This window comes from Nocardia miyunensis NBRC 108239 (assembly GCF_001613065.1).
Taxonomy (GTDB): domain Bacteria; phylum Actinomycetota; class Actinomycetes; order Mycobacteriales; family Mycobacteriaceae; genus Nocardia; species Nocardia miyunensis.
The window spans coordinates 43,537-68,283 of the sequence record NZ_BDBQ01000074.1 but is presented as its reverse complement, the minus strand read 5'-3'; the positions used below and the strand labels follow the sequence as shown (position 1 = coordinate 68,283).

Genomic DNA, 24,747 nt, shown 5'->3' with positions numbered 1-24,747 from the left:
TCAGCCCGCCGAGCCGATCGAGGAGTCGTACCCCTGCGCCATCCAGCGCGAGGACGCGGGCGCGAACAGCAGGCCCAGTCCGGCCAGCGCGATCAAGCCCAGCGGAATACCGAACTGCAACTGATGGCCTTCGATCATGTACCACGCCACCGGCAGCAGCAGGATCTGCGCGATCACCGCGATCGCCCGGCCCCAGCGACGTCCGAGGAACAACGCGATCCCGGCCGCCAGCACCGCACCGCCCAGGATCACGAACCACGCCGCGGTCCCGTACGCGCTCACCTTGCTCTGATCCGCCCCCGACAGACCGCGCACGACCAGCACGATCGCGACGATCACGCCGATCGCGCCCTCCAGGGCCGCCAGCGCGCCCGCACCGCGTACCGTCCCCGGCACCGCCCGCGCCTGGCTCTGCTCGACGACGGGGTCGTCATCGTGCCCGTCCGAGTTCTGCTTCGCCACCCGCCCAGCCTACGACCCGGCCCGGACGGACCACGACCAGGGAATCCGAGCGAGCTCACGGGCGGGGCACAGATTTCGGACAGGCGGTCAGTAGGCTCTTCGCGTGCGGACGTTGCTGATCGTGAATCCGAATGCCACCTCCACCACATCGGCCACCCGCGATCTACTGGCCCATGCGCTGGAGAGCCGGACCCAGTTGACCGTCGCGCACACCCAGCACCGCGGGCACGCCGCCGAACTCGCGCAGTGGGCCGCCACGAACGAGATGGACCTGATCGTCGTGCACGGCGGGGACGGCACCGTCAACGAGACGATCAACGGGTTCCTGCCGCTGCCGCAGATCGATGACGGGCAGGCGTGGAAACCGCGCCTGGGCGTGATCCCCGGCGGGTCCGCCAACGTCTTCGCGCGCTCGCTGGGCATCAAACCCGATCCGGTCGCAGCAACCAATCAGCTCATCGATCTGATGTCGCTGAAGAAGGACCGCCGGATCGGCCTGGGCCTGGCCGACGATCGCTGGTTCACCTTCACCTCGGGCGTCGGCCTGGACGCCGACGTCTGCGAGGCCATCGACAACAGCCGCGCCAAGGGTCATGCGGCCAGTCCGGCCCGGTACGTCCGCACGAGCGTGCGGCAGTTCTTCCGCGCCCGCCGCGCCGAGCCGTCGGTGACGTTGCACATTCCCGGGCATGCCCCCATCGGTGATGTTTATTACGCGTTCGTGACGAATACGACCCCCTGGACCTATCTCGACTCCACCCCCGTACACACCAATCCCGGCACGACGTTCGAAACGGGACTCGGGGTGTTCGCCATGCGGACCATGGGGGTGCTGCCCACCCTCCTGATCGCCCGGCAACTGTTGGCCGCCGAAGGAAACCCGCAGGCCCGCAGCCTGTTTCGGGATGACGACGTCCCTTCGGTGCGGATCGAGGCCGACACGCCCATCGGCTTGCAAATCGATGGCGATTTCATCGGCCGGCGCAACGTGGTGGATTTCACGGCCGTGCCGCAGGTCCTCGATGTGGTCGCGCCGCAGCCGGATGTGAGCCGACACAACTGAGAAACCTCCCAGTTGTGCTGCGAAAACCGTGTCGAGCGGGTAGAAAGGACTCCGCGTCCCCGTTAGCGGGGTCTTAGGCGTGAGCTTCCCCACGGTGCACCACAAAGCTATTGACATCTACGGTGTTCGTGAAAGCATTCACAAGCAACCGTGCGGAAACATTCGAGTCGCACAAGTGAACGAACCACAAACTCACGGCGCCTTGCGGCGCCCAGCAAAGGAGCAGAGGAATGGACTGGCGCCACAAGGCCATCTGTCGCGATGAGGACCCCGAGCTGTTCTTCCCGGTGGGTAACAGCGGTCCTGCACTCGCGCAGATTGCCGATGCCAAGCTGGTCTGCGCCCGCTGCCCCGTCACTGCTGACTGCCTGTCCTGGGCCCTTCAGTCCGGGCAGGACGCCGGCGTATGGGGCGGTATGAGCGAAGACGAGCGGCGCGCGCTGAAGCGTCGTAATGCGCGTACGCGCACCAGGGCCGTCGTCTGAGACGACGGCCGGCGTTACGGCCACCGCGATCGCTCGCATCAGCCCCGGCACGTAACCCACTTCAGCCCGGCACCCGCGAGGTGCCGGGCTTCATTGTCTCCGAGGTCCGATATCGCCGGTCCGGACGGCACTTTCGGATGCCCACCGCTCGAACCGACCACTCTGTGGCACAGGCATATCCGTCATCCTGGTCATTCGACCGGACCACGGCGACGCAGTGCAATCCGCACATTTCGGATCGGCATGCCCCGAAATGGCAGATACCGTGCCGCACAAAACAACCGGACGGAAATTCGGCGCGGCAATGCATCATGCATAGCAATGCACCCGATCGAATAGCTCGCGCTATGTGACGCACGACAAGTCCCATAAACGCGTATTGCCTGGTAAGAACCGCCAGCGCACGCCGAGCAACCACGTGACGTGCCCGACACACCCGGCTCCGGGGGGATCTCCGGCAGGCCGCGGACCGCAAGGACCGATTCTTCCGCTGCTCCGTCGGCCCAGAATCCCCTCGGGCCACGGCCTCGAAGTCGGTGTTTCCAGGTGTGGCCGCCCAGGGTGACCAACACGTCCCCCCGCAATCACGAACGTGCTCAGCGGCGAAGCGTCTCCGTCCCGCTGGAAATCGCCCGCGAAGCGAAAGGCTCAGCAAGACCAGCTCCAAGGTTTTCGGCGCGGGCTCGTCGTTCAGCCCTCGAAGCGCATGGCCGAAGGCCGAGTCTCGAGGGCTGAACGACGAGCCTTACAGCGCCGAAAACCCGCCGGAGCGGAGCGGAGGCCAAGAATACAGCCGAAATTACCGTGTGCGGCGGCCCAGGGGGACTCGCAGCACCGCGTCGGTGCCCACGTCGGCGCCGGGATGCAGGCCGATGGAACCGCCGAGTTCGGCGGTGACGAGCGTGCGGACGATCTGCAGTCCCAGCCGGTCCGAACCCTCCAGGCTGAAACCGTCCGGCAACCCGCGACCGTCGTCGCCGATGATCACGTCCAGCCAGCGCGCCGAGCGCTCCGAGCGGATCGTCACCGTGCCGTTCTCACCGGCGTCGAAGGCGTGCTCGATGGCGTTCTGCACCAGTTCGGTCAGCACCATGACCAAGGGCGTCGCGCGTTCGGCGGAGAACACGCCCAGCGAACCCTCCCGGCGCACCTTGATCCGCGCGGTGTTGACCGTCGCGACGTCGGCCATGATCGGCAGCAGGCGATCCACGACCTCGTCGAGATCGACCTCCTCGTCCACCGACATGGACAGCATCTCGTGCACCGAGGCGATCGAGGTGACCCGGCGCACCGACTCGGTCAGCGCCAGCTGCGCCTCCTCGTTCTCGGTGCGACGCGCCTGCAGCCGCAACAGCGCGGCAACCGTCTGCAGGTTGTTCTTCACCCGGTGGTGGATCTCGCGAATCGTGGCGTCCTTGGACAGCAGCGCGCGGTCCCGGCGCTTGACCTCGGTGACGTCGCGCACCAACACCGCCGCCCCGGCCAGCTCACCGTGCGGGCGCAGCACCAGGGTGCGCAGCAGGACCGTGGCCCCGCGCGCCTCGACCTCCATGCGACGCCCCGATTTGCCCGCCAGCGCGGCCTGGATGTCGCTGACGACCTCCTGGGCGTCGAACGGGTCGGTGATCAGCGAACGCGTCGTCTGGGCCAGATCCTGGCCGTCCAGATCCGCCTGCAGCCCCATGCGGTGATAGGCGGACAGCGCGTTGGGGCTGGCGAACCGCACGATGCCGTCGGTGTCGAGCCGGATGAAACCGTCACCGGCGCGCGGGCTCGAATGCGAACCGGTGCGATCCTCCAGGGTCGGGAAGGTGCCGTCGGCCATCATCTGGCACAGATCATCCGCGCACGCCGTGTAGGCGATTTCGAGATTGCCGCGAATCTTGGTGCGCTGCACCTCGATATCGCGACCGAGCACCGCGATGACGTCCTCGCCGACGCGCACCGGGATCGCCTCGTGGGTCAGGTGCACCGGATTCGGGTGGTAGACGCCGGTCTGTTCCACGTCGGTGTCGACCCGCACGATCGCACCGCTGCGCAGCGCCTGGAAGATCTGCGCGTGATCGGCACGGGAGGCCAGCGAGCCGACCAGGTCCTCCGGGTGCACGGTGGGCGCGGTGGTGGGGCGGCACTGGGCGACGCACACCACGTCGGCGCCCTCCGCGACCGGGCCGACGCCGACCCACAGCTGCAGATCCGCGAACGACAGATCGGCCAGCAGCTGCCAGTCGCCCACGACGCGCTGCAGATGGTCGACGGCCGCGCCCGGTAGGTCGGTGTGCTCGGCGAGCAGATCACTCAGAGTGGACATGAACTACGAGATCACTGCGATCAGGTCGCCCTTTTGCAGGACGTCACCGGGCTTCACGTTGATCGAGGCGACCGTGCCGGGGCCCTCGGCGACGACGGGGATCTCCATCTTCATCGACTCCAGCAGCACCAGGGTGTCACCCTCGGCGACGGCCGCGCCCTCCCGCGCGACGATCTCGAAGACGGTGGAGACCATCTCCGCGAGTACTTCCTCAGCCATGGCACCCTTCCGGAGTTCGACGTGATCGACCAGCTGAAGGTATAGCCAACCACACGTGGAACAATGTCTTTCGATCAGAAGGGAGAAATCATGGGAAAGCGTGGTCGTAAGAAGCGCAGCCGCAAGGGCAACGCAGCCAATCACGGCAAGCGTCCGAACAGCTGAATCGTTCGTGGCTTCGCCCGGCGCCGTGTGCAGACAACCTACGCGCCGATGAAATGCACTGAGCGGCACGCCTTTTCGTTGAGGCGTGCCGCTCTGCTGTCAGGGGTTCTCGATCGTGCTGTCGGTCACGGTGATCGAACGCCGGATCTCCACGGTCAATCGCTCGCGCAGTGAATCCGGGGCCCGGTCGCCGCCGCACTTGCGGTTGAGCAGCCGCTTGAGCTTCTCCTCGAGGCCGTACGCGTCGATACACGGCGAGCAGGTCTCCAGATGGTGCTGCAAACGCTCGCGAGTGGCCTGATCGCATTCGCCGTCGAGCATCAGCCAGACATCGGCGAGTACCGCCGTGCAGTCCAGCTTCATATCCGCATCCCCTTCGGTCCCGCGCTCGCTGTGCTGGTGCCCACTCACTGGGTGACCTCCTGACGCGCCCCGTCCCCCGCCTGGTTTCGATCGAACCCCCGCTCGTGGGCCACATCGGCGAGCAGCCCCTTGAGCTGCTTGCGACCGCGATGCAGCCGGGACATGACCGTGCCGATCGGAGTGCCCATGATCTCGGCGATCTCCTTGTAGGGGAAGCCCTCCACGTCGGCGTAGTACACCGCCATGCGGAACTCCTCGGGAAGTTCCTGCAGCGCGGCCTTGATGTCGTCGTCCGGCAGCGCCTCCAGCGCCTCCATCTCGGCCGAACGCAGACCCGTCGAGGTGTGCTCGGCCGTGGCGGCCAGCTGCCAGTCGGTGATCTCGTCGGTCGGATACTGCGCGGGCTGACGCTGCTTCTTGCGGTAGGAGTTGATGTAGGTGTTGGTCAGGATCCGGTACAGCCAGGCCCGCAGGTTGGTGCCCTCCCGGAAGGACCGGAAGCCCTGGTACGCCTTCGCGAAGGTCTCCTGCACCAGATCCTCCGCGTCGGCGGGGTTGCGGGTCATCCGCAGCGCCGCGCCGTAGAGCTGGTCCAGCAGCGGGAGCGCATCGCGCTCGAACCGCTGCGCCAACTCGGCGGGATCCGCGGACGCGGCCGATTCCCGCGCCTCGGCGTCACCGCCCGATTTCCGCGTCTCGGCCGCACCGTCCAGGCGATCGGCCGCCAAATCGTCGTCGCTCGTCACGCCCATCCCTTCGATCGCCGTAGTCACAGAATCTACCGTGAGCGATGTGGGCAGCGGGAATCCGGTGACGGGAGGCACCGGGATCGCGGTGAGCACCGCGGACGACGCTGTGCGCAGCGGACGTTCGTCGATCAGAACCGTCACCGGCAGACTCCTTCGATTCTCACGGGTTGGGATGCGTGTCGTATCGCATGCAACATGCGCCGGGGCCGCTGTGTTCCCGCGCTGCCGGGCACACCGCTTGGCCGGGCCCGGCGGCCCGTCCTAGGGTGACCGGCATGGCTGCCCCGACCCCCGCGATCCGCGCAGTGACCCAGGCCGAGGTGGCTCATCGCGTGCACACCTATCCGCACGATCCGCGCAACGACTCGTTCGGGGCCGAGGCGGTCTCGGCCCTGGCCGAACGGCTGGGCGTGCAGGCCGGGCAGATCTTCAAGACGCTGGTGATCGAGTTGTCGGGCGGGTCGGGCGCACCCCGGCTGGCGGTCGCGGTGCTGCCGGTCCCCGCGACGCTCTCGCTCAAGGCCGCCGCCGCGGCGCTGGGTGCGTCGAAGGCGGTCATGGCCGACAAGACCAAGGCCGAACGGACCACCGGCTACGTGCTGGGCGGAATCTCCCCGCTGGGCCAGAAGCGCGCGCTGCCGACGGTGATCGATGCCTCGGCCCTGGACTGGGATCGGATGCTGTGCAGCGCCGGACGACGCGGTCTGGAGATCGAACTCGCGCCGCAGGATCTGGTGCGGCTCACCTCGGCGGCCACGGCCGCGATCACCGCCGCCTGAGAATTCACAACCCGGACATCTCGGACAGCACCCTCGCCGACCTGCGACGACGGAACGCCACAGCGGCCGCCTTGCATATCCCCCACAGCCTGACACATACTTGCCTAGTACAACTAGTTGGATTATTCAAGCAATTGACCGCGTCGGCCAGTGTTGCGGTTCCCGAGGAGGGCGTCCATGGACCACGACGAGGCGATCGATCTCATCGCCCTGCAGTTGATCCGCCTGGGCCGAATCCGGGAGCGCACCAACGCGCAGATCTCGGCCGCCTCCCACGGTGAGATCGAGGCAGCAGCTTACTCGATCATCTTCCGGCTGCTCTACGACGGCCCGATGCGCTCGGGCGCACTGGCCGAACTGCTGTACTCCGACGCCTCCACCATCAGCCGCCAGGCCGCCGCACTGGTCAAACGCGGACTCATCGAACGTCGCGCCGATCCGGCCGACGGCCGCGCCAGCGTCCTGGCCGTCACCGACGCGGGACGGGAACTGGCCACCGCGCTGCGGCAGCGCCGCAACGCGATGCTGGACAGCGTCCTGCAACACTGGAGCGAATCGGAGCGCGCCGAACTCGGGCAGATGATGCGCCGCTTCGTCGACGACTACGAACAGGCACGCGAGACCATCCTCACTCTGCATCCGAAGGATCCCGCGCCGGAGAAGCCCCGGTAACCACCGCGTCCGCTCGAGAACTCCTCGAGAACACGCTGAGCTACGAGCGCGAATACCCAAATCACGTGCGGCACTCCCCGGTGTGCGTTTACTTGACGGGCCCGTTCCGTCGATCCGAGGATGTGATGCGCATGTTCCACCGACAGTCCGTTCGCGCCATGATCATCGCCCTGTGCGGCGGCGTGATCCTCACCTTCGGCGCCGCCACCGCCGCCGCCGAGCCGCAGGGAAATCCCGACTACCCGCTCGGCGGCGCGCAGAACGAAGCCCCCGGCCATTCCGACCCCTACGATCTCGGCGAGCAGGCCGAGAGGGTGCAGGACCGGGGCGGGGATATCGTCACGCGGATCATCGATATGAGCGCGGAGCTCACCAAATGCACGCTCAACCTCATTGCCCCGAGCGTCCGCTGCGAGTAGTACCCAAGCCCGAGCCACGTCCGATTCGCCCACCTCGAGTTTGCGGCGCGGCTCGCCGCCCGGACGCGTGGCAGGTGCGAGGAACGAGCGCCCGGCACGGTGCCGGGCGGTGAGCCTCCGGGCGCCGCAAACCCGCCGGAGCGAAGCGCACTGCAAACCCGCCGGAGCGGAGCGGAGGCCGAAATTACAGCAGGCTGGTCTGTCCGGGCTGGTCCTCCACCCGGCTCAGCAGTTCGGGGCCGTTGTTGCGGACGCTGTTCACCAGCGACGGGACCTCCCGCACCACGATGTCCGAAACCCGTTCCGGCCCAGGGGTTTCCAGAAGCTCATGCGGTGCGGGGTGGTCCGGGTCGAGCCAGGCGGACCACTGCTCGCGCGGCATCATCAGCGGCATCCGGTCGTGGATCGCGGTCAGGTCGCCGATCGCGTCGGTGGTCAGGATCGTGCAGGACAGCAGCGGATCCATCTCCCCCTGGGCGCGATCACGCCAGATCGACCACAGCCCGGCCATGTAGAGCGGCGAACCGTCGGCCCGGGACATGTAGTAGGGACGTTTGACGGCCTTGCCCTTGGTCGTCGAATCACCCTCCACGACCCACTCGTACCAGCCGTCCATCGGCACCAGGCAGCGGCGTTTCCGCACCGCATCGCGGAAGGACGGCGCCTCGGCGGCGCGATCGGCGCGCGCGTTGAACAGCGGCTTCCCCTTCACCGGCACGCCGGGTTCGGCCGCCTTGGTCCACACCGGGATCAGACCCCAGCGCATCCGCCGGATCCGCAGTCGAGCGGCGTCGTCGGGATGGTCGCGATCGTGCCGCTCGACCACCGTCAGCACCTGATTGGTCGGCGCGACATTGTAATTGGGCTCGACGGGCGCATCACCCGTCTCATCTATCGCATCGAGTTCGGCCGCCAGACGGCCCGGATTCACCGTGGTCGCATATCTGCCGCACATGTGAACCATGCTAAAGAGCTGCCGCAACGGCCGTCCAGATTGGCCGGAATTACATGTGATGGCGGGTGACTTCATATCTAAGCTGTCCATATCCAAGCTATGAGAACTTCATGCACTCACTTTCTCACTAGGGGTCGCCGAAACCATGTCCACCACCGATCCGACAACCGCCCGACGGACCGTGCTGACCTCGGTCAACCCGGCCACGGGCGAGGTCATCGATACGCATCCGATCGCCGACGAGGAGGCGGTGGCCGCGGCCGTCGCCAAGGCCCGCACCGCCGCCGGAAGCTGGGGTGCGCTGAGCTACGCCGACCGCAAGCGATATCTGCTGCGGTGGGCCACCCGGCTGGTCGAGAAATCCGATGAACTCTGCGATCTGATCCACGCCGAGAACGGCAAGACCCGCGACGACGCGTTCCTCGAACTGATGCTGACCCTCGAGCACATCTCCTGGGCGGCCAAGAACGCCGAGAAGGTCCTGAAGACCAAGAAGGTCTCCCCCGGCGCGCTGATGTCCAACTTCGGCGCGTACATCGAGCAGCGTCCGCTCGGCGTGATCGGCGTGATCGGGCCCTGGAACTACCCGATCTACACCCCCAACGGCTCGATCGCCTACGCCCTGGCCGCGGGTAATGCCGTGGTCTACAAGCCGAGCGAATTCTCCACCGGCATAGGCAATTTCGTCGCCCAGGCGTTCACCGAGGCCAATCCCGAACTGCCCGGCGGGGTCTTCACCACGATCAACGGCTACGGCGAGACCGGCGCGGCGCTGGTGCGCGCGGATATCGACAAGATCGCGTTCACCGGATCGGCGGCCACCGGCAAGAAGATCATGGCCGCGGCGGCCGAGCGGCTGACCCCGGTGCTGCTGGAATGCGGCGGCAAGGACGCGGTGATCGTCGCGGCCGACGCCGACGTCACCGCCGCCGCCGACGCGGTCGCCTACGGCGCGACCATGAACAGCGGCCAGACCTGCGCGGGCGTCGAACGCGTCTACGTGGACGCCTCGATCCGCGACAAGTTCGTCGCCGAGGTCAAGCGGATCCTGTCCGGCGTGCACCCGGGCTCGGACGCCAAGGCCGACTACGGCCCGATGACCATGCCCAGCCAGATCGACGTCGTGCGCCGCCACATCGAGGACGCGCTGAACAACGGCGGCACCGCCGTGCTCGGCGGCCTCGACTCGATCAAGGGACCGTTCATCGAACCGGTCGTCCTGGTCGACGTGGACGAGGACTCGGCCGCCGTGCGCGAGGAGACCTTCGGCCCGACCGTCACCATCCGCACCGTCGACAACATCGACGAGGCGATCGAACTGGCCAACAACTCGACCTACTCGCTGGGTTCGACGGTGTTCTCGCGAAAGCAAGGCCTGGAGATCGCCCGCCGGATCAAGGCCGGGGCCACCTCGGTCAACGCGGTGCTCGGTTTCGCGGCGATCTCCGCACTGCCCTTCGGCGGCGGCCGCGACTCGGGTATCGGCCGCATCCACGGCGCGCCCGGCATGCTGGAGTTCACCGTGCCGCATTCGATCGCGGTGCAGCGCTTCGCGATTCCGGGTATGGCGTTGCTGAGCTACTCACGTACCTCGAGCACGATGAAGCTGCTGCGCCGGGTGGTGCCGATCCTGCACGGGCGGCACAAGTAGCGGGTTCGGGTGGCCGGTGGAAAATCACCGGCCACCTGGGGGCCGGGCTATCATTTCGGCATGTCCACGCCATACGTCCGGCCCGATCTCCCCGAGACCATGACGTGGGAGGAACTGGAGCGTCTACCGGAAGAGATCGCCGCGCAGATCGAATTGTGGGAAGGTCATGTCGTGTGGGCGCGGCGCGGGCCGGGGGAACATCAGATGTTTACTCGCCGACTGACGAATTCCCTCGAGCGCTCCGCCCGCAAGGACATGTCGGACCGAACCGAGCACTGCTGGATCGCCAATCTCGAGACCAACGTCTTCTTCGGGCAGACCGGGAAATCCGACTTCATGACCCCCGACTTCCTGGTGCACCGCTGTCTCGGTGCCCCGTACCAGGACGTTCGCGCCGACGATGTGGTCTTGGTCGGAGAAGTTCTCTCCCCTTCCAACAGCGTCTCGGAGATCGAGGCCAAGCGGGCCCGCTACGCCGGAGGTGGAATCCCCTGGTACTGGGAAGTCGAGCTGGCCCGCGACGACAGCGCGATCGATACAGTGCGTGCCTTCGCACTGGAGACACGCTCCGGACAACTGCCGGACGGAGTCCGAGCACTGCACCGGGCCAACTACATCCTCGTCGGCGAATGGACACACGCCGACGAGAACGGCGTGGAGATCGTTCATCCGTTCCCCATCTCCATCCCCTGGTCCGAACTCGAGTTCTGAACACCCCGCCACGCCCGGTGAAATCTCATAAGCCCGCGCCGGTTTCCCCGCCGCGGGCTTGTGCATTTGCTGCGAGTTCATGACCATGCGCATCCCGAATCAACCGATAGGCGAAGATGGTGGTGTGAGTCTCTGGCCAGCGCCCCATACCGAGCAACCCGTCCACGCGACCGTGCCCCTGCCCGGGTCCAAATCCATCACCAACCGGGCCCTGATCCTCGCCGCGCTCGCCGATCGCCCCTCGACCATCACCGGGGCGCTGCGCAGTCGCGACACCAACCTCATGATCGCGGCGCTGCGGGCGATGGGCGCCGAGATCAGCGGTGACGCCGACACTCTCGCCGTCACCCCCGCCGAGTTGACCGGCGCGAGCGTCGACTGCGGACTCGCCGGAACCGTCATGCGCTTCCTGCCTCCGGTGGCGGCGCTGGCCCACGGCGACGTCGCGTTCTTCGGCGACGATCAGGCCGCGCTGCGGCCGCTGCGCACCATCCTGGACGCGCTGCGCGGGCTCGGCGTCACCATCGACGGCGACACCCTGCCGTTCACGGTGCACGGCGACGGCGCGCTGCGCGGCGGATCGGTGACCATCGACGCGTCGGGCTCCTCGCAGTTCGTCTCCGGGCTGCTGCTGTCCGCGGCACGCTTCACCGAGGGGCTGACGGTGCATCACAAGGGCGCCCCGCTGCCCTCGATGCCGCATATCGAGATGACCGTGCAGATGTTGCGGCAGGCCGACGTCGAGGTCACCGCGCCCACCGATCCACGCCGCGAGCAGATCTGGACGGTCGCGCCGGGCCCGATCCACGGCGTGGACTGGGAGGTCGAGCCCGATCTGTCCAATGCGACGCCGTTCCTGGCCGCAGCCGCGGTGACCGCCGGCGAGGTGACCATTCCGCACTGGCCGCAGCTGACCACGCAGCCGGGGGACGTCATCCGGGAGATCCTGGTGCGCATGGGGGCCGAGGTGCGCCGCGCCCACGGCAAGCTCGTCGTGCGCGGGCCCGATCGGCTGGCCGGGATCGATATCGATCTGCACGATGTCGGCGAACTCACCCCGACGGTGGCCGCCCTTGCGGCACTTGCGGATTCGCCGTCGCGGCTGCGGGGCATCGCACATCTGCGCGGGCACGAGACCGATCGGCTGGCGGCGCTGTCCACCGAGATCAACCGGCTCGGTGGCAAGGTCACCGAGACCGACGACGGGCTGACCATCGTGCCGACACCGCTGCAGGGCGGGCCGTGGCACTCCTACGCGGATCACCGGATGGCCACCGCGGGCGCGATCCTGGGTCTGCGGGTGCCCGGCGTGCGGGTGGAGGATGTCGGCACCACCGCCAAGACCCTGCCGGATTTCGTATCCCTGTGGGAGGCAATGCTTTCCGCTGACGGCACGGCCCCTGTCGACGACGCGGCGGGGTCGGCGCACTGAAGCGGCGCGAGTACGACGAGTCCGATGTCCGGGTGCGCCCGGGCAGGGGCTCTCGTCCGCGCACCAAGAATCGTCCCGAACACCGGGACGCGCGCGCGGCGATGGTCACCTCGGTCGATCGCGGGCGCTGGAGCTGTGTGCTGGACGGGGATCCGGATCGGCCCATCGTCGCGATGCGCGCCCGCGAGTTGGGCCGCACCCCGATCGTGGTGGGCGATCAGGTGGACGTGGTCGGCGATCTGTCCGGTAAACCGGACTCCCTGGCCCGCATCGTGCGGGTCGCCGATCGCGCAACGGTGTTGCGGCGCACCGCCGATGACACCGATCCGTACGAGCGGATCGTGGTCGCCAACGCCGAGCAGCTGTTCATCGTGGTCGCCCTGGCCGATCCCCCGCCGCGCACCGGATTCGTCGAGCGCGCCATGGCCGCGGCGTATGCCGGTGGGCTGCAACCGATTCTGTGCCTGACCAAACACGACCTGGCCGCCGAGTCGGAATTCGCCGCCGCCTTCGACGATCTGGATCTGACCATCGTCTACGGCGGCCGCGACGACCTCCTCGACGCGGTGCACGACCTACTGCACGACAAACTCACCTGCCTGCTCGGCCACTCCGGCGTCGGCAAGTCCACCCTGGTCAATCGCGTTGTCCCACAAGCGGATCGAGCTGTAGGCGACGTCTCCGGCGTAGGCAAGGGCCGCCACACCTCGACCCAGTCCCTGGCTCTGCCCCTCACCGACGGCGGCTGGATCATCGACACCCCCGGCATCCGCTCCTTCGGCCTGGCCCACATCACCCCCGACGACGTCATCGCCGCCTTCACCGACCTCGCCGAAGCCACCGAGAACTGCCCCCGAGGCTGCACCCACCTCGGCCCACCCGCCGACCCCGAATGCGCCCTGGACGAACTACCCGGCAAGGAACGCCGAGTAGCCGCCATCCGCCTCCTACTCGTCGCCCTCAACTCCAACGACCCGTGGGTCATGGGCAACGGCTAGCGCAACCAACCAGCGTTCCCAGGCACAGAACCGCGACGAGCTCTACTGCACCGACAGATCGCGGTTCACCAGACCGGACAGGAATTCCCGGGTTTCGGGATCCACGGAGTAGATCACGACACCACGCATGCCGCGGGTCAGCAGCACCTTGTAGATGTTTCGCACCAGGACATCGAACTCCTCGTCCGATACCGGGTCTTTCTTCGTTCCTTTGAGCGTCGTGTCCTTGGTGGCCTGTCGCACGGTGGTCAAATGTCCGTTTCGGACCACGAGATCAGGCCCGATGATGACCCCGGACCAGTCGTATTCGAATCCCTGAGCGGTATAGATGCAGCCGACCTGGCCGAATCCTCGCGGATCGGTCGCCCACAGCGGACTCGGCGGAGCGTCACCCACAGCGCGATCACCCCGGAGATTCCACGGCCGGGACCAGTCGCCGATCACGACGTCCTCGACCAGGGTGCCGTCCTCTTTCGGAGAGCTCCACGGCCAGCAGTAACCGGCCGCCATCCTCGCGGTCATCCCGTCGGAATTCTTGTCCCGCAGAAAGTCTTCCATCTCCCGGGGCGACGACGCGATCCGCACGTCGAACCGCGGATCGCCGGGCCACGGGGTCGGGCCCCCGACCCTGAGTTCGAGCAGTCGGCGCACCCACTCGTCGTATTCGGCGCTGCCGCCGCACCGGAACTGACCGTCCAGTTCGACGTGGTGTACCAGATAGCCGGAACGTACCGCGTGTTCCCTGATCGCCTTGACCGTACCGATCTCGTCCGGGCGAACGACCTGATTCTCGTCGAGAAGGAACACCGGCACCCGAGCCACGGCCATCAACTCATCGATCTGAGGACGTTTCGTGCGCTTCGCCGCCGGAGTGAAGCGGTTCGTGGACACCTCTCGAACCCGGTGTGCCTCGTCGCAGATCAGCACGTCCAGATCATTTTTCCCCGCGTCGGAGAAGTTCCGGAAGTATTTGAACAGTCCCTGCAGTTCGGTCGATCCCTTGCCCGGAAATTTTCGGAGCGATTCGGTGAATGCCAGGGAGCCCGTCGCGTGACGTACCCGATATCCGTCCCGATGCAGTTCGGCCAACAGTGAGGCCGCGATGAGACTTTTTCCGCTGCCGGGTCCGCCGGTCACGATGACGACGCTCTTCTGATCGGCTTGCCTGGACAAGCTGACCCGGTTCATCACCGTCTCGTACGCGAGCTTCTGATGATCGAGCAGCGAATACTGTGTGGCCGCACGAAGTTCGGCGCCGGTGAAGCTGAACAGATTCTGCTTCTGTCGAATCGCGCTCTGCAGCAATCGATCCGCTGCCCCGGTATCGGCGTCCGGGGCGAACTGACTCTTCAGGTAGGTCAAGAATTCGTCGTGCTGCTCACCGGTGAACATCCGGCCGGAGTCCTCCGGCGGCCGCTCGCGCAGCGCACTGACGGAGTTCTCGGTCGCGTTGTGCAGGTAGGCAACTCCGTGCACCGCGTCCGGCCGATCATGGAGCACCTCGACGTACTGGGTCAGATAGCCGCAATAGCCACTCACCTGGTCGATCGGATGCAGCTGCTCATCCGGGATACCGGAGGCTCGGACGATGCGATCGCTGTGGTGGGCGAGTGTGGCGCTGCTCCACTGCTTCAATTCGACGACGACGTAGTTGTCCGCCCCCGTCTCCGGATGGACACCACTGAGAATCACGTCGGCCCTGCGGCTCGACTCCGGCAGCTGGTACTCGATGAGCATCTCGATCTGCCCGAGCCCCACCGTCTTCAGGTCCTCCGCGATCAGGGGCAGGCTCACGTCCCATGAGCGCTCTTCGGAGGATGGCCGCTGCCGACGTGTCCGCCCGAGGTGCTTGGCAACCATCGCCGACAATTGTTGCTCGATGGACAGATCCAGCACTTCTTGCACGGACGATCGGTACACCCGATTCGACAACACAACACCCCCGGCAGCACGAATTCTCGTGCGGTGGGGGCATATCCAAACCCGTGGAAGCCCGTCGGGCCCGCAACCTGACGACGAGATACTAACGTACCGAACGAATACGGATGCGGAGCCCCGCCGTGCCGATGTCCCGCAACGTAATTCGGGCCGCCCCCACGTGCATCGCCCGGAGCTGGGTGTGACACTCGAAGACGCTCGGAAGACGCATCACGATCGGCTTTGTCAGGATGCGAACGGAGTGACGTCCGGGGTGCAGTGGGCTCCGGGGCTCGGGAGTTGGCCCGATACAAGGTAATTCGATACGGCGCGGAGTGCGCAGGTGGACTTGTCGGTGACGATATGACCCCAGCCTTCGTTGATCAGGAGGCGACTGCCGGACAGGTGGGCGGCCAGGTCGATGGCGCCGGGCAGGGGGGTGGCGGGGTCGAAGCGGTTGTTGAGCAGGAGGGCCGGGTTCGCGGTGTGGATATCCCACGGGCCGGTGTAGCGGTCGGTGGATGATGCCTGCCAGAAGGCGCAGGGGCTGGTTTCGTAGGCGCGGACGGCGGCGAAATCCGGTGCGAGCGTTGCTCGTTGGGCGCTCGCTGCCCACCATGCGGGGGCGAAGTGGGGCAGTGCGGTGTCATTACAGGTGAAAGCGTAGAAAGGCGGTTGGACACTCCCCGAGTACGGGGTGCTGAAATCATCGTCTGCGGGCGCGGCGACGTGTGCCGTCGCTGGACGTTCGGCCAGCTGGGCCCGATATATCACGTGCAACCCGGCAGCCAGCAACGGCCACATCACCGGTTGATACACGAATTCGCCGAGCGAGTGGACGTAGTCTTCGTAGGTCACCGAGACGGACACGCCGTTCGGACCGGTCAGCGTGACAGGTTTCGCACGCAACGAGGCCAGTACAGCCGGAAACGCCTTCCACGGGTCGTCCTGGGCGAAGGCGCAGTTCTCACCCTGCGCACACAGGCGGAGGAACTCGTGCACGACCTGCTGGCTCGACTCGTCCGAGTCCATCCGTTCCGACAGGATCGAACCGGCCGCGGCATTCGTCGTCTGCACCGGATCCTCGATACTGTCCAGCACGAACGAACCCACTCGCTGCGGGAACATCGCGGCATAGACCGCACCGAGTGCAGTGCCGTAGGACTGCCCGAGATAGTTCAGCCGCGACTCACCCAGCGCGGCTCGGATGGTATCGAGGTCGCGAGCGACGGTCGCCGTCGACAGATGGTCGAGCAGACTGCCGCTGTGCTGTCGGCAGTCGGCGGCGAATTCCGCATCCTTGGCCGTGCGCTGTGCGATCTCCACCGGCCCCTGCGGCACAAGCGGCACACCGGCCCCGAACACGGCCGCCGCCTGATCGGAATCGAAACACCGGACCGCGGGCGTCGCCCTGCCGACCCCGCGCTGATCCACCGCGACGATGTCGTACCGGTCCCGGACCCGATCGTCCCACGGCGCCCGAACCTGCCCGGCCACAATCTGATTCAGATATTCGATCGAGGAGTACCCCGGGCCGCCACGATTGATCACCAGCGTCCCGAGTCGCTCACCCGGCTTACGGGCCGGAAGCTCGGCCAGCGCGACACCTACGCGCGCCCCACCCGGATCACCATAGTCCAGCGGAACCTCCAACGTGGCACACTCGATCCGCGAATCATCGACGCACCGTTGCCATTTCACCGAAGACTCCGGCCCCGCGACAGCCGTCGCAGCCGATACGACCGACCAGAAACACACCGCGACAACGGCGACACACACGCCGCGACGCGCCCCCCTGAAATTCGTCACCCACCAAAATTACCGCAAGCCTGGCAACTCCCGCGGCACTACGACTCGGGAGACCAACACGCTCCCAACATATTTCACAACCGAATCCCGAACCCGGAAAGATCCGGCCACGGGCCGTTCAGAATTCGAGTTCAGGCCACGGCTCGACGCAACCCGCTCCACACCAAGTTCGTGAATTCCTGATGCTCAGCTGGACCGCGTGACAGCCACACCCGCCCGTCCCACAGCTCGATCTGAGCGGCCGTGTCCTCCGGAAGTCTCTCCAGTTCCTCCCAGGTCATGTACTCGGGGAGTCGGGCCGATCGCTGTGCGGACTCGACATATCGGCATGGTAGCCCGATCGGATCGGTTGGTCGGGGGCGATCCGGGACCGGGCGCCCGCCCCTGGGGGACGGGCGCCTGATCCGCGGAAACTACCTGCGGCGCTTGGGCTTCGGGCTGCGGTCGCCGCGGCCCTCGTGGCGGGCGGCCTCGCGGCGTTCGCGGCGGGTCATGCCGGTGTCGTCGGCGGTACCGTATTCCTGGGCGGCGCTGCGGCGGGCGGCGTGACCGGCCTCGTCGGGACCCGAGTAGCTCAGGCCGTGCGGGGTGGTGTCGTCGATTCCCTTGGCGCGCAAGGGGGCCGGGGCCGCGGTGCCGTTGGTCTGGGGCGCGTCCACGAGGGCGCCCACCGGGGAGCGCAGGCCCTGGTCGATCGCGGTGCCCTGCGGCTGCTGCGGCGCCTCGAACTCGAACTTGGCGTTGAACAGGTAGTGGACCGACTCCTCCTTCAGGCCCTCGAGCATCGCGGAGAACATGTCGTAACCCTCACGCTGGTACTCCACGAGCGGATCGCGCTGCGCCATCGCGCGCAGGCCGATGCCCTCCTTGAGATAGTCCATCTCGTAGAGGTGCTCGCGCCACTTGCGATCGAGCACCTGCAGCAGCACCTGATGCTCGAGGGTGCGCATGCTGCCCTCGCCGACCAGGTCGTCGATCTCCTTCTCACGCTGCTCGTAGGCGGTGTGCGCGTCCTCGAGCACGGCGTCGAGCAACTCCTCGCGGCTCAGCTCGCCGATCTCGTCGTGCTCGTTCTCGCCGGTCAGATCCTTGTAGTCGATAGTGATCGGATACAGCGACTTCAGCGCCGTCCACAACTTGTCCAGATCCCAGTCCTCGACGTAGCCGTCGGCGGTCGCGGCGTTGACGTAGGCGGTGACCACGTCGGTGATCATCTCCTGGACCTGGCCGTCCATGTCCTCGTCGCCCAGAATGCGCTGACGCTCGTCGTAGATGATGGTGCGCTGCTGGTTCATCACCTCGTCGTACTTCAGCACGTTCTTGCGGATCTCGAAGTTCTGCTGCTCGACCTGGGTCTGCGCGCTCTTGATCGCCCGCGAGACCATCTTCGCCTCGATCGGCACGTCGTCGGGCAGATTCAGGCGGGTCATGATCGACTCGAGCGTCGCGCCGTTGAACCGCCGCATCAACTCGTCGCCCAGCGACAGATAGAACCGCGACTCACCCGGATCGCCCTGACGGCCGGACCGGCCGCGCAACTGGTTGTCGATACGCCGCGACTCGTGCCGCTCGGTGCCCAGCACGTACAGCCCACCGGCCTCGCGCACCGCCTCGGCGTCCTCGTCGACCTCCTGCTTGACCTGTTCGAGGGCCGCGTGCCAGTGCGCCTCGTACTCGTCGGGGGTCTCGACCGGATCCAGACCCTGCCGACGCAGCAGCAGGTCGGCCAAGATGTCCGGGTTGCCGCCGAGCACGATGTCGGTACCGCGACCGGCCATATTCGTCGCGACGGTGACCGCGCCGGGCCGCCCCGCCTCGGCGACGATCTCCGCCTCCTTCTCGTGGAATTTGGCGTTGAGCACGTTGTGCGGAATGCCGCGCTTGGTCAGCAGCTCGGACAGATACTCCGAACGTTCCACGGAGGTGGTACCGATCAGGACCGGCTGCCCTCTCTCGTACCGCTCGGTGATGTCGTCGGCGACCGCGGAGAACTTGCCCTCCTCGGTCTTGTAGATCAGATCCGCCTGGTCCTTGCGGACCATCGGCTTGTTGGTCGGAATCGGCACCACGCCGAGCGAATAGGTCTGGTGCAGCTCGGCCGCCTCGGTCTCGGCGGTACCGGTCATACCGGCCAGCTTGTCGTAGAGACGGAAGTAGTTCTGCAGCGTGATCGTGGCCAGCGTCTGGTTCTCGGGCTGGATCTCCACGCCCTCCTTGGCCTCGATGGCCTGGTGCATGCCCTCGTTGTAGCGGCGGCCCACCAGGATCCGGCCGGTGAACTCGTCGACGATGATGACTTCCCGGTCGCGGACGATGTAGTCCTTGTCCCGGACGAACAGATCCTTGGCTTTGAGGGCGTTGTTCAGGTAGCTGATCAGGGGCGAGTTCGCCGCCTCGTACAGATTGTCGATGCCCAGCTGATCCTCGACGTACGCGACGCCCGTGGTGCTCACACCGACCGTGCGCTTCTTCAGGTCGAACTCGTAGTGGTACCGCCCCTCGATCTCCGCCGCCCGGCTCTGCCGCTCCTGGCTGGTCATCGCGGTGGTATCGATGCCCTTCATCTCCGGCGCCATGCGCGCGAACTCGGTGTACCACTTGGACGCGGTCACATCGGCCGGGCCGGAGATGATCAGCGGCGTACGGGCCTCGTCGATGAGAATGGAGTCGACCTCGTCGACGATGGCGAAGTTGTGCCCGCGCTGAACCAGATCGTCCTTCGAGTGCGTCATGTTGTCGCGCAGGTAGTCGAAGCCGAACTCGTTGTTGGTGCCGTAGGTGATGTCGGCCGCGTAGGCCGCCTTGCGCTCGGCCGGGGTCATCCCGGACAGGATCACTCCGACCTCGAGGCCGAGGAACCGGTGCACGCGGCCCATCCACTCCGAGTCGCGCTTGGCCAGATAGTCGTTGACGGTGACCACGTGCACGCCGTCGCCGGCGAGGGCGTTGAGGTAGGCGGGCAGCACACAGGTCAGGGTCTTGCCCTCACCGGTCTTCATCTCCGCGACGTTGCCGATGTGCAGCGCGGCCCCGCCCATCACCTGCACCTTGTAGTGCTTCTGGTTCAGCACCCGCGAGGACGCCTCGCGGGCCACCGCGAACGCCTCCAGCAGAGTCTGGTCCAGGAAGTCCTGCTTGACCCGCGCGACGATGCGTTCCTGCTCCTGCTCGTCCTCGACGCCCTCGAGGGCCTCGGTGATGTCGTCGACGAGGCGGTCGCGGAACTCGTCGGTCTTGGCCTGCAGTTCGGCGTCGCTGAGATCGGCGAACTCCTCTTCCAGAGCCAGGACCTCGTCTGCCAGCTTGGAGAGCCGCTTGACGGTGCGGCCCTCACCAAAACGTAGCAACCTCGTCAGTGTCAGCGCAGGCACGGGTCTCGTCAGTCCTCTGGTCGGTGTTGTCGTATTGCGTTGCTTACATCCTGTAGTACCCCGCGCGGGCGGGATCCCCGATGCGCGGATGCGCAGCAAGGTTCATGGTAATGCGCGGCCCATGGTATGCCTCGCGCGGCGGAGTGAGCAGGCCCCGCAGGTCGGCGACGTGCGCCGAAGAGTACGGCGGTTCAGCGCAGACGCAGCGCCGTCAGCCGCCAGTCGCCGCGTTTCACGGTGATCCGGGCCGCGACGGCGAATCGGCGGCCACCGCGTTCGTAACCGCCGAAGACCTCGGCCGCACCCGCCGAGTCCGGCACGACGCGCACGCTGACCAGCACGGCCGCACCCAGTCGGCGATCGCCGTCTCCGGTGCGCAGCAGCGTCTGCACCGCCGCGAGCACGGCGGGCTCGGCCAGCGGCCGCAGCTGTGCCGCGCTGCGGCGGCCGTCCAGCACCTCGAATACCAGACGCAGTGTTCGCTCGGCGAATTGCTTTGCCGCCGAATGGTTTTCATCCACGCGAACCGGCGTTGCCGATCGCCCGTGGTGCGGTGAGCGACGAGGTGCGCCGTGCCGCCGGACCCCGCCCGCGCACGGCAGGGCCCCTCGTCGCACCGACCCCCCGGCCCGCGCCGGAATGCCCCCTGCGCACTCCAGCGGCGGCTCGAAGGCCGGCGCCTCCGCCAGTGACCGGCCCGAACCGGCCGTGTCGGTGTCGTTCCGAGGTCCGAGCATTCCGTCTTCCCCCTGTTTGTCGGGTCCCCTGGACACGGATCGAAACAGCATGCCACGTGCTCGGTCGCCGGTACAGGATTTCCTATCGGTTTCGCGACATGTCCCACACCTGACACCGAACGATTCGGTGCGCATCACAATGGAGCGAGCATCGAAAGGGGTACCGGTCAGCGTGATCACGAGACTCTCACCGCAGGACGCATCGTTCTACCGACTCGAGACGGGCGGCAACCCGATGCACATCGGCTCGCTCGCGATCGTGCGCGCGTCCGCCGCCGAGGGCCCGTGCGGACCGCTGGACTACGACCGGCTGCTGGATCTGGTGTCCAGTCGTCTGCCGCTGGTGCCGCGCTACCGACGCAAGGTGCGCGAGGTCCCGTTCGAACTCGGCCGTCCGGTCTGGGTGCAGGACAGCCGATTCGATCCGACGTATCACGTGCGACGCGCGAGGCTGCCCGAACCCGGTTCGAACGAGCAACTGCTCGACCTGGTCGCGGAACTGTCCTCGCGCCCGCTGGATCACACCCGCCCGCTGTGGGAGATGTACCTGATCGAAGGCCTGTTCGGGGATCGCTGCGCGATCTTCACCAAAACTCATTCGGCGCTCGTGGACGGCAGTTCGGCCTTCGAGATCGGTCATGTGATCCTGGACAACTCCCCGAATCCGCGGGAGGTCGCCACCGAGGCGTGGGTGACCCAGCACGAGCCGGGCGAGGCCGAGTTGCTGGCCATGGCGGTGATCGATCTGGCCACCCAGCCCGCCGAGGCCCTGGACGTCCTGCGCCGCGCCGGGGCCGACGCCTTCTCGTTCATCGATGCCGCGGGCAAGGCGGCCGGCCGGGTGGTGACGGCCGTGCGGACCGCCGCGAGCGGGACGCCCGTCAGCCCGTTCAACGCGCCGACCTCCCGCAATCGGCGTTTCGAGGTGGTGTCCACCGATCTCGAGGACTACCGCACGATCCGCAAGGCGTTCGACTGCTCCATCAACGACGCCATCCTGGCCGTGGTGACCGGCGCGCTGCGCATCTTCATCCAGTCCCGCGGCGAGGTGCTCACCGAATCGGCCGCGCTGCGCGCGGTGGTGCCGATGTCGGTCTACGTCGAAGGCAAGCACGGGGACCGGCCGCGGCCGACCAGCGAGGTCTCCTCGTTCCTGATCGATCTGCCGGTGGGCGAACCGAATCCGGTGATCCGCCTGTCGCATATCGCGCATGCCACCGAGCCGAATTCCCGGCACCGGCGCGGTGTGCGGGCGCGTACGCTCGTGCACATGGCCGGCTTCGCCCCGGCGAGCCTGCACGCGATGAGCGTGCGCGCGGCGAGTACTTTCGCTGAGCACACGTTCAATCTGGTGATCACCAATGCACCGGGTCCGCAGCAGCCGATGTACATCGGCGGCGCGCGGATGCTGGAGATGTATCCGGTCTCGCCACTGCTGCGCAACCAGGCCACGAGTATCGGAATCACCTCGTACGACGGACGGGTGTTCTACGGTCTCAATGCCGATCGCGATGCGATGGCCGACATCGGCGTGCTGTCCGCGGCGGTGCACGAATCCATGGAGGAGATGCTCGGTGCCTGCGTCCAGTGAAGCGGCCGGAAAAGGCAAACTTCGGGTCTACATCCCGGCGACCGTCCCGATGCTGCGAGAGCTGGTGGCCGACCGCGAGATCCGGGCGATCAACGACACGGCGTTCGCCGTCACGCCGGCGTTGCGCGAGGCGTACGCCTCGGGTGACGACGAGGAACTGGCCGAGGTCGCGATGATCGAGGCGGGCCGCGCGTCCCTGCGCCTGCTCGCACAGGAGCGCGAGGCCGCACTGCTGGCGGACGAGATCGCCACCGGCTCGGACGACGCGGGCGCACCGACTCCGGGCGATGACGCGGACCCCGACGACGGCGGCGACTACTCCGCACCCGTCTACCGCCGCGCGGTGATCGCCGCCGACGTCACCGGCGCGACACTGCGCTCCGACCTGGACGACGCCGTGGTCCGCCTGTCCGCACCCGTCACCTACAACCAGATCGCCTCGGTCCACGTCGATCTGGCCGAGGCCGAACCGGCGATCGCCAAGGCGGTGGACGTCATCGACGCCGCCGACATCGGCGACGAGGACGCCGAATTCGTCCTCGGCGACGCCGAGGATCACCAGCTCGCCTGGTACGCCGCCCAGGAACTACCGTTTCTGCTCGACCTGCTCTAACCTACGATGCCGTAACCTTGGGGCTCGACAACCGCGTCATCACCATGATCACAGGGAAATGAGCATTCGCACGATGGTCTCGAAATCGGTACAGGGCGTTCGGGCATGGCTGGAGGCCCCCGTCGCCGAGGCGAAGATGGCCGGTCGCACCCGGCTCAACGCGCTGCGCGGCGTGGCCGCCCGCGTCACGACGCCGCTGCTGCCGGACGACTACCTGCATCTGATCAACCCGCTGTGGTCGGCGCGCGAGCTGCGCGGCCGCATCGTGGACGTGCGCAAGGAGACCGTGGATTCGGTCACGCTGGTGATCAAGCCCGGCTGGGGGTTCGATTTCAAGTTCACCCCGGGCCAGTACATCGGCATCGGAGTCCTGGTCGAGGGCCGCTGGCACTGGCGCTCCTACTCGCTGACCTCCCCGCCCGACTGGAGTGAGCAGCGCGTGATCTCCATCGCGGTGAAGGCGATGCCGGAGGGTTTCCTGTCCAGCCATCTGGTCAACGGCGTTCCCGAGGGCACGATCGTGCGGCTGGCCGCGCCGCAGGGCGGTTTCGTCCTGCCCGAGCCGCCCCCGGCGAAGGTGTTGTTCCTCACCGCGGGCAGCGGCATCACCCCGGTGATGGCGATGCTGCGCACGATGGATCGGCGCGCAGGCGTGCCCGACGTGGTGCACATCCATTCCGCCCGCACCGAGCAGGATGTGATGTTCGGCGAGGAACTGCGCCGGATGCACGAGCGCCACCCGAGTTTCACCGCGCACGTGAACCTGACCGGCGAGCAGGGCAAGTTCGACCTGGACACCCTGGACGAGCTGTACCCGGACTGGCGCGAGCGGCAGACCTGGGCGTGCGGCCCGCTACAGATGCTCAACGACATCGAAAGCCATTGGGCGGCAGCGGATGTCAGCGACAATCTGCATGTCGAGCGGTTCGAGGTGGAACGGTCGGCGGTCGGCGAGGGCGGCACGGTCACCTTCGCGCGATCCGGCCGCACCGTCGCGGTCGACGGGGCCACCACGCTGATGCAGGCCGGGGAGAACGCGGGCGTGCAGATGCCGTTCGGCTGCCGGATGGGCATCTGCCAGACCTGTGTGGTCGCCATCACCGACGGACACGCTCGCGACCTGCGCAACGGCACCGAGCACCAGGCCGGGGAGAAAATTCAGACCTGTATTTCCGCGGCGGCAGGCGACTGCACACTCGACGTGTAAACGCTATTCACCGAAACCCGATACTCTCGATAAGGGCACCTGGTGCATTGCGTCCCGCGATCACCCTC

Annotated in this window: 22 protein-coding genes and 1 pseudogene; 13 read left to right on the top strand and 10 right to left on the bottom strand. The window is 66.9% G+C overall.

The features are described from left to right. Entirely contained in the window at positions 1-396 is a 396-nt protein-coding gene (locus tag NM2_RS30650) for a hypothetical protein (RefSeq protein WP_067676111.1), read from the bottom strand. Between the two features lie 169 nt (positions 397-565). On the opposite strand from NM2_RS30650, the gene NM2_RS30645 reads away from it, so the two are divergent. After that, the gene (locus tag NM2_RS30645) at positions 566-1,525 is read left to right on the top strand and encodes a diacylglycerol/lipid kinase family protein (RefSeq protein WP_067676007.1); all 960 of its coding nucleotides are present in this window, start codon (positions 566-568) and stop codon (positions 1,523-1,525) included. A 230-nt stretch (positions 1,526-1,755) separates the two neighbouring features. Beyond that, positions 1,756-2,010, top strand: a complete 255-nt coding sequence (locus NM2_RS30640; protein WP_040827274.1) for a WhiB family transcriptional regulator — start codon at positions 1,756-1,758, stop codon at positions 2,008-2,010. 799 nt (positions 2,011-2,809) lie between these two features. Here NM2_RS30640 and NM2_RS30635 read toward each other — a convergent pair. After that, on the bottom strand, positions 2,810-4,321 hold the full coding sequence (locus tag NM2_RS30635) for a sensor histidine kinase (protein WP_067676004.1): 1,512 nt from the start codon (positions 4,319-4,321) through the stop codon (positions 2,810-2,812). Positions 4,322-4,324: 3 nt separating this feature from the next. After that, positions 4,325-4,540, bottom strand: coding sequence for a biotin/lipoyl-binding carrier protein (locus NM2_RS30630; RefSeq protein WP_067676001.1), 216 nt, complete (start codon positions 4,538-4,540; stop codon positions 4,325-4,327). A 90-nt stretch (positions 4,541-4,630) separates the two neighbouring features. Here NM2_RS30630 and NM2_RS53465 point away from each other — a divergent pair, with 90 nt between their 5' ends. Next, the gene (locus NM2_RS53465) at positions 4,631-4,705 is read left to right on the top strand and encodes a 50S ribosomal protein bL37 (RefSeq protein ID WP_110293457.1); all 75 of its coding nucleotides are present in this window, start codon (positions 4,631-4,633) and stop codon (positions 4,703-4,705) included. Positions 4,706-4,804: 99 nt separating this feature from the next. Here NM2_RS53465 and rsrA read toward each other — a convergent pair whose 3' ends face one another. Both rsrA and NM2_RS30620 read right to left on the bottom strand, forming a co-directional pair. Beyond that, the gene (gene rsrA / locus NM2_RS30625; protein WP_067675998.1) at positions 4,805-5,068 is read right to left on the bottom strand and encodes a mycothiol system anti-sigma-R factor; all 264 of its coding nucleotides are present in this window, start codon (positions 5,066-5,068) and stop codon (positions 4,805-4,807) included. Positions 5,069-5,112: 44 nt separating this feature from the next. After that, a complete protein-coding gene (locus tag NM2_RS30620) occupies positions 5,113-5,820 on the bottom strand; it encodes a sigma-70 family RNA polymerase sigma factor (protein WP_067676107.1) in 708 nt (235 codons plus the stop codon). 272 nt (positions 5,821-6,092) lie between these two features. Between NM2_RS30620 and ybaK the strand changes: the two genes are divergently transcribed. The 3 genes from ybaK (at position 6,093) to NM2_RS30605 (ending at position 7,687) form a co-directional block, all read left to right on the top strand. Beyond that, a complete protein-coding gene (ybaK, locus tag NM2_RS30615; RefSeq protein WP_067675995.1) occupies positions 6,093-6,596 on the top strand; it encodes a Cys-tRNA(Pro) deacylase in 504 nt (167 codons plus the stop codon). Between the two features lie 177 nt (positions 6,597-6,773). Next, positions 6,774-7,268 (top strand): MarR family winged helix-turn-helix transcriptional regulator, encoded by a 495-nt coding sequence (locus tag NM2_RS30610; RefSeq protein WP_067675991.1) that lies wholly within the window; start codon positions 6,774-6,776, stop codon positions 7,266-7,268. Between the two features lie 158 nt (positions 7,269-7,426). After that, a complete protein-coding gene (locus tag NM2_RS30605; protein WP_157121407.1) occupies positions 7,427-7,687 on the top strand; it encodes a hypothetical protein in 261 nt (86 codons plus the stop codon). Between the two features lie 184 nt (positions 7,688-7,871). On the opposite strand, the gene NM2_RS30600 is transcribed toward NM2_RS30605, so the two are convergent. Continuing rightward, a complete protein-coding gene (locus NM2_RS30600; RefSeq protein ID WP_067676104.1) occupies positions 7,872-8,642 on the bottom strand; it encodes an SOS response-associated peptidase in 771 nt (256 codons plus the stop codon). Between the two features lie 145 nt (positions 8,643-8,787). On the opposite strand from NM2_RS30600, the gene NM2_RS30595 reads away from it, so the two are divergent. The 4 genes from NM2_RS30595 (at position 8,788) to rsgA (ending at position 13,434) form a co-directional block, all read left to right on the top strand. Beyond that, entirely contained in the window at positions 8,788-10,293 is a 1,506-nt protein-coding gene (locus tag NM2_RS30595; RefSeq protein ID WP_067675985.1) for an aldehyde dehydrogenase family protein, read from the top strand. A gap of 60 nt (positions 10,294-10,353) precedes the next feature. Then, on the top strand, positions 10,354-11,004 hold the full coding sequence (locus NM2_RS30590) for a Uma2 family endonuclease (RefSeq protein ID WP_067675982.1): 651 nt from the start codon (positions 10,354-10,356) through the stop codon (positions 11,002-11,004). Between the two features lie 85 nt (positions 11,005-11,089). Beyond that, positions 11,090-12,436: a 3-phosphoshikimate 1-carboxyvinyltransferase gene (gene aroA, locus NM2_RS30585; RefSeq protein ID WP_067675980.1), complete on the top strand. Its 1,347-nt coding sequence runs from the start codon at positions 11,090-11,092 to the stop codon at positions 12,434-12,436. Further along, a complete protein-coding gene (rsgA, locus tag NM2_RS30580; RefSeq protein ID WP_067675977.1) occupies positions 12,433-13,434 on the top strand; it encodes a ribosome small subunit-dependent GTPase A in 1,002 nt (333 codons plus the stop codon). Before aroA ends, rsgA begins: the two co-directional genes overlap by 4 nt. A 42-nt stretch (positions 13,435-13,476) precedes the next feature. On the opposite strand, the gene NM2_RS30575 is transcribed toward rsgA, so the two are convergent. From NM2_RS30575 to NM2_RS30560, 4 genes and pseudogenes are all read right to left on the bottom strand, one after another. After that, positions 13,477-15,339, bottom strand: coding sequence for a DNA/RNA helicase domain-containing protein (locus tag NM2_RS30575; protein ID WP_369690344.1), 1,863 nt, complete (start codon positions 15,337-15,339; stop codon positions 13,477-13,479). A 258-nt stretch (positions 15,340-15,597) separates the two neighbouring features. Beyond that, a complete protein-coding gene (locus tag NM2_RS30570) occupies positions 15,598-17,052 on the bottom strand; it encodes an alpha/beta hydrolase (RefSeq protein ID WP_067675974.1) in 1,455 nt (484 codons plus the stop codon). Between the two features lie 841 nt (positions 17,053-17,893). After that, a pseudogene (gene secA / locus NM2_RS30565) lies at positions 17,894-20,531 on the bottom strand (preprotein translocase subunit SecA); the annotation flags it as partial. Between the two features lie 191 nt (positions 20,532-20,722). Further along, positions 20,723-21,052, bottom strand: a complete 330-nt coding sequence (locus NM2_RS30560) for an Rv3235 family protein (protein ID WP_084531724.1) — start codon at positions 21,050-21,052, stop codon at positions 20,723-20,725. Positions 21,053-21,440: 388 nt separating this feature from the next. On the opposite strand from NM2_RS30560, the gene NM2_RS30555 reads away from it, so the two are divergent. From NM2_RS30555 to NM2_RS30545, 3 genes are read left to right on the top strand one after another with little or no spacing between them, the layout of a single operon-like run. Beyond that, a complete protein-coding gene (locus NM2_RS30555; protein ID WP_157121406.1) occupies positions 21,441-22,859 on the top strand; it encodes a WS/DGAT/MGAT family O-acyltransferase in 1,419 nt (472 codons plus the stop codon). Positions 22,860-22,908: 49 nt separating this feature from the next. Further along, positions 22,909-23,472: a DUF6912 family protein gene (locus NM2_RS30550; RefSeq protein WP_067675965.1), complete on the top strand. Its 564-nt coding sequence runs from the start codon at positions 22,909-22,911 to the stop codon at positions 23,470-23,472. 58 nt (positions 23,473-23,530) lie between these two features. Further along, positions 23,531-24,679: a ferredoxin reductase gene (locus NM2_RS30545; protein WP_439956942.1), complete on the top strand. Its 1,149-nt coding sequence runs from the start codon at positions 23,531-23,533 to the stop codon at positions 24,677-24,679. Positions 24,680-24,747 lie beyond the last annotated feature (68 nt).

What these genes read in the sequence shown, in the direction of transcription:
- NM2_RS30640 (WP_040827274.1), top strand. Translation starts at nt 1,756, where the DNA reads ATGGACTGGCGCCACAAGGCCATCTGTCGCGATGAGGACCCCGAGCTG.
- NM2_RS30635 (WP_067676004.1), bottom strand. Translation starts at nt 4,321, where the DNA reads ATGTCCACTCTGAGTGATCTGCTCGCCGAGCACACCGACCTACCGGGC.
- NM2_RS30630 (WP_067676001.1), bottom strand. Translation starts at nt 4,540, where the DNA reads ATGGCTGAGGAAGTACTCGCGGAGATGGTCTCCACCGTCTTCGAGATC.
- rsrA (WP_067675998.1), bottom strand. Translation starts at nt 5,068, where the DNA reads ATGAAGCTGGACTGCACGGCGGTACTCGCCGATGTCTGGCTGATGCTC.
- NM2_RS30620 (WP_067676107.1), bottom strand. Translation starts at nt 5,820, where the DNA reads ATGGGCGTGACGAGCGACGACGATTTGGCGGCCGATCGCCTGGACGGT.
- ybaK (WP_067675995.1), top strand. Translation starts at nt 6,093, where the DNA reads ATGGCTGCCCCGACCCCCGCGATCCGCGCAGTGACCCAGGCCGAGGTG.
- NM2_RS30610 (WP_067675991.1), top strand. Translation starts at nt 6,774, where the DNA reads ATGGACCACGACGAGGCGATCGATCTCATCGCCCTGCAGTTGATCCGC.
- NM2_RS30605 (WP_157121407.1), top strand. Translation starts at nt 7,427, where the DNA reads ATGATCATCGCCCTGTGCGGCGGCGTGATCCTCACCTTCGGCGCCGCC.
- NM2_RS30600 (WP_067676104.1), bottom strand. Translation starts at nt 8,642, where the DNA reads ATGTGCGGCAGATATGCGACCACGGTGAATCCGGGCCGTCTGGCGGCC.
- NM2_RS30595 (WP_067675985.1), top strand. Translation starts at nt 8,788, where the DNA reads ATGTCCACCACCGATCCGACAACCGCCCGACGGACCGTGCTGACCTCG.
- NM2_RS30590 (WP_067675982.1), top strand. Translation starts at nt 10,354, where the DNA reads ATGTCCACGCCATACGTCCGGCCCGATCTCCCCGAGACCATGACGTGG.
- aroA (WP_067675980.1), top strand. Translation starts at nt 11,090, where the DNA reads ATGCGCATCCCGAATCAACCGATAGGCGAAGATGGTGGTGTGAGTCTC.
- NM2_RS30550 (WP_067675965.1), top strand. Translation starts at nt 22,909, where the DNA reads ATGCTGCGAGAGCTGGTGGCCGACCGCGAGATCCGGGCGATCAACGAC.
- NM2_RS30545 (WP_439956942.1), top strand. Translation starts at nt 23,531, where the DNA reads ATGAGCATTCGCACGATGGTCTCGAAATCGGTACAGGGCGTTCGGGCA.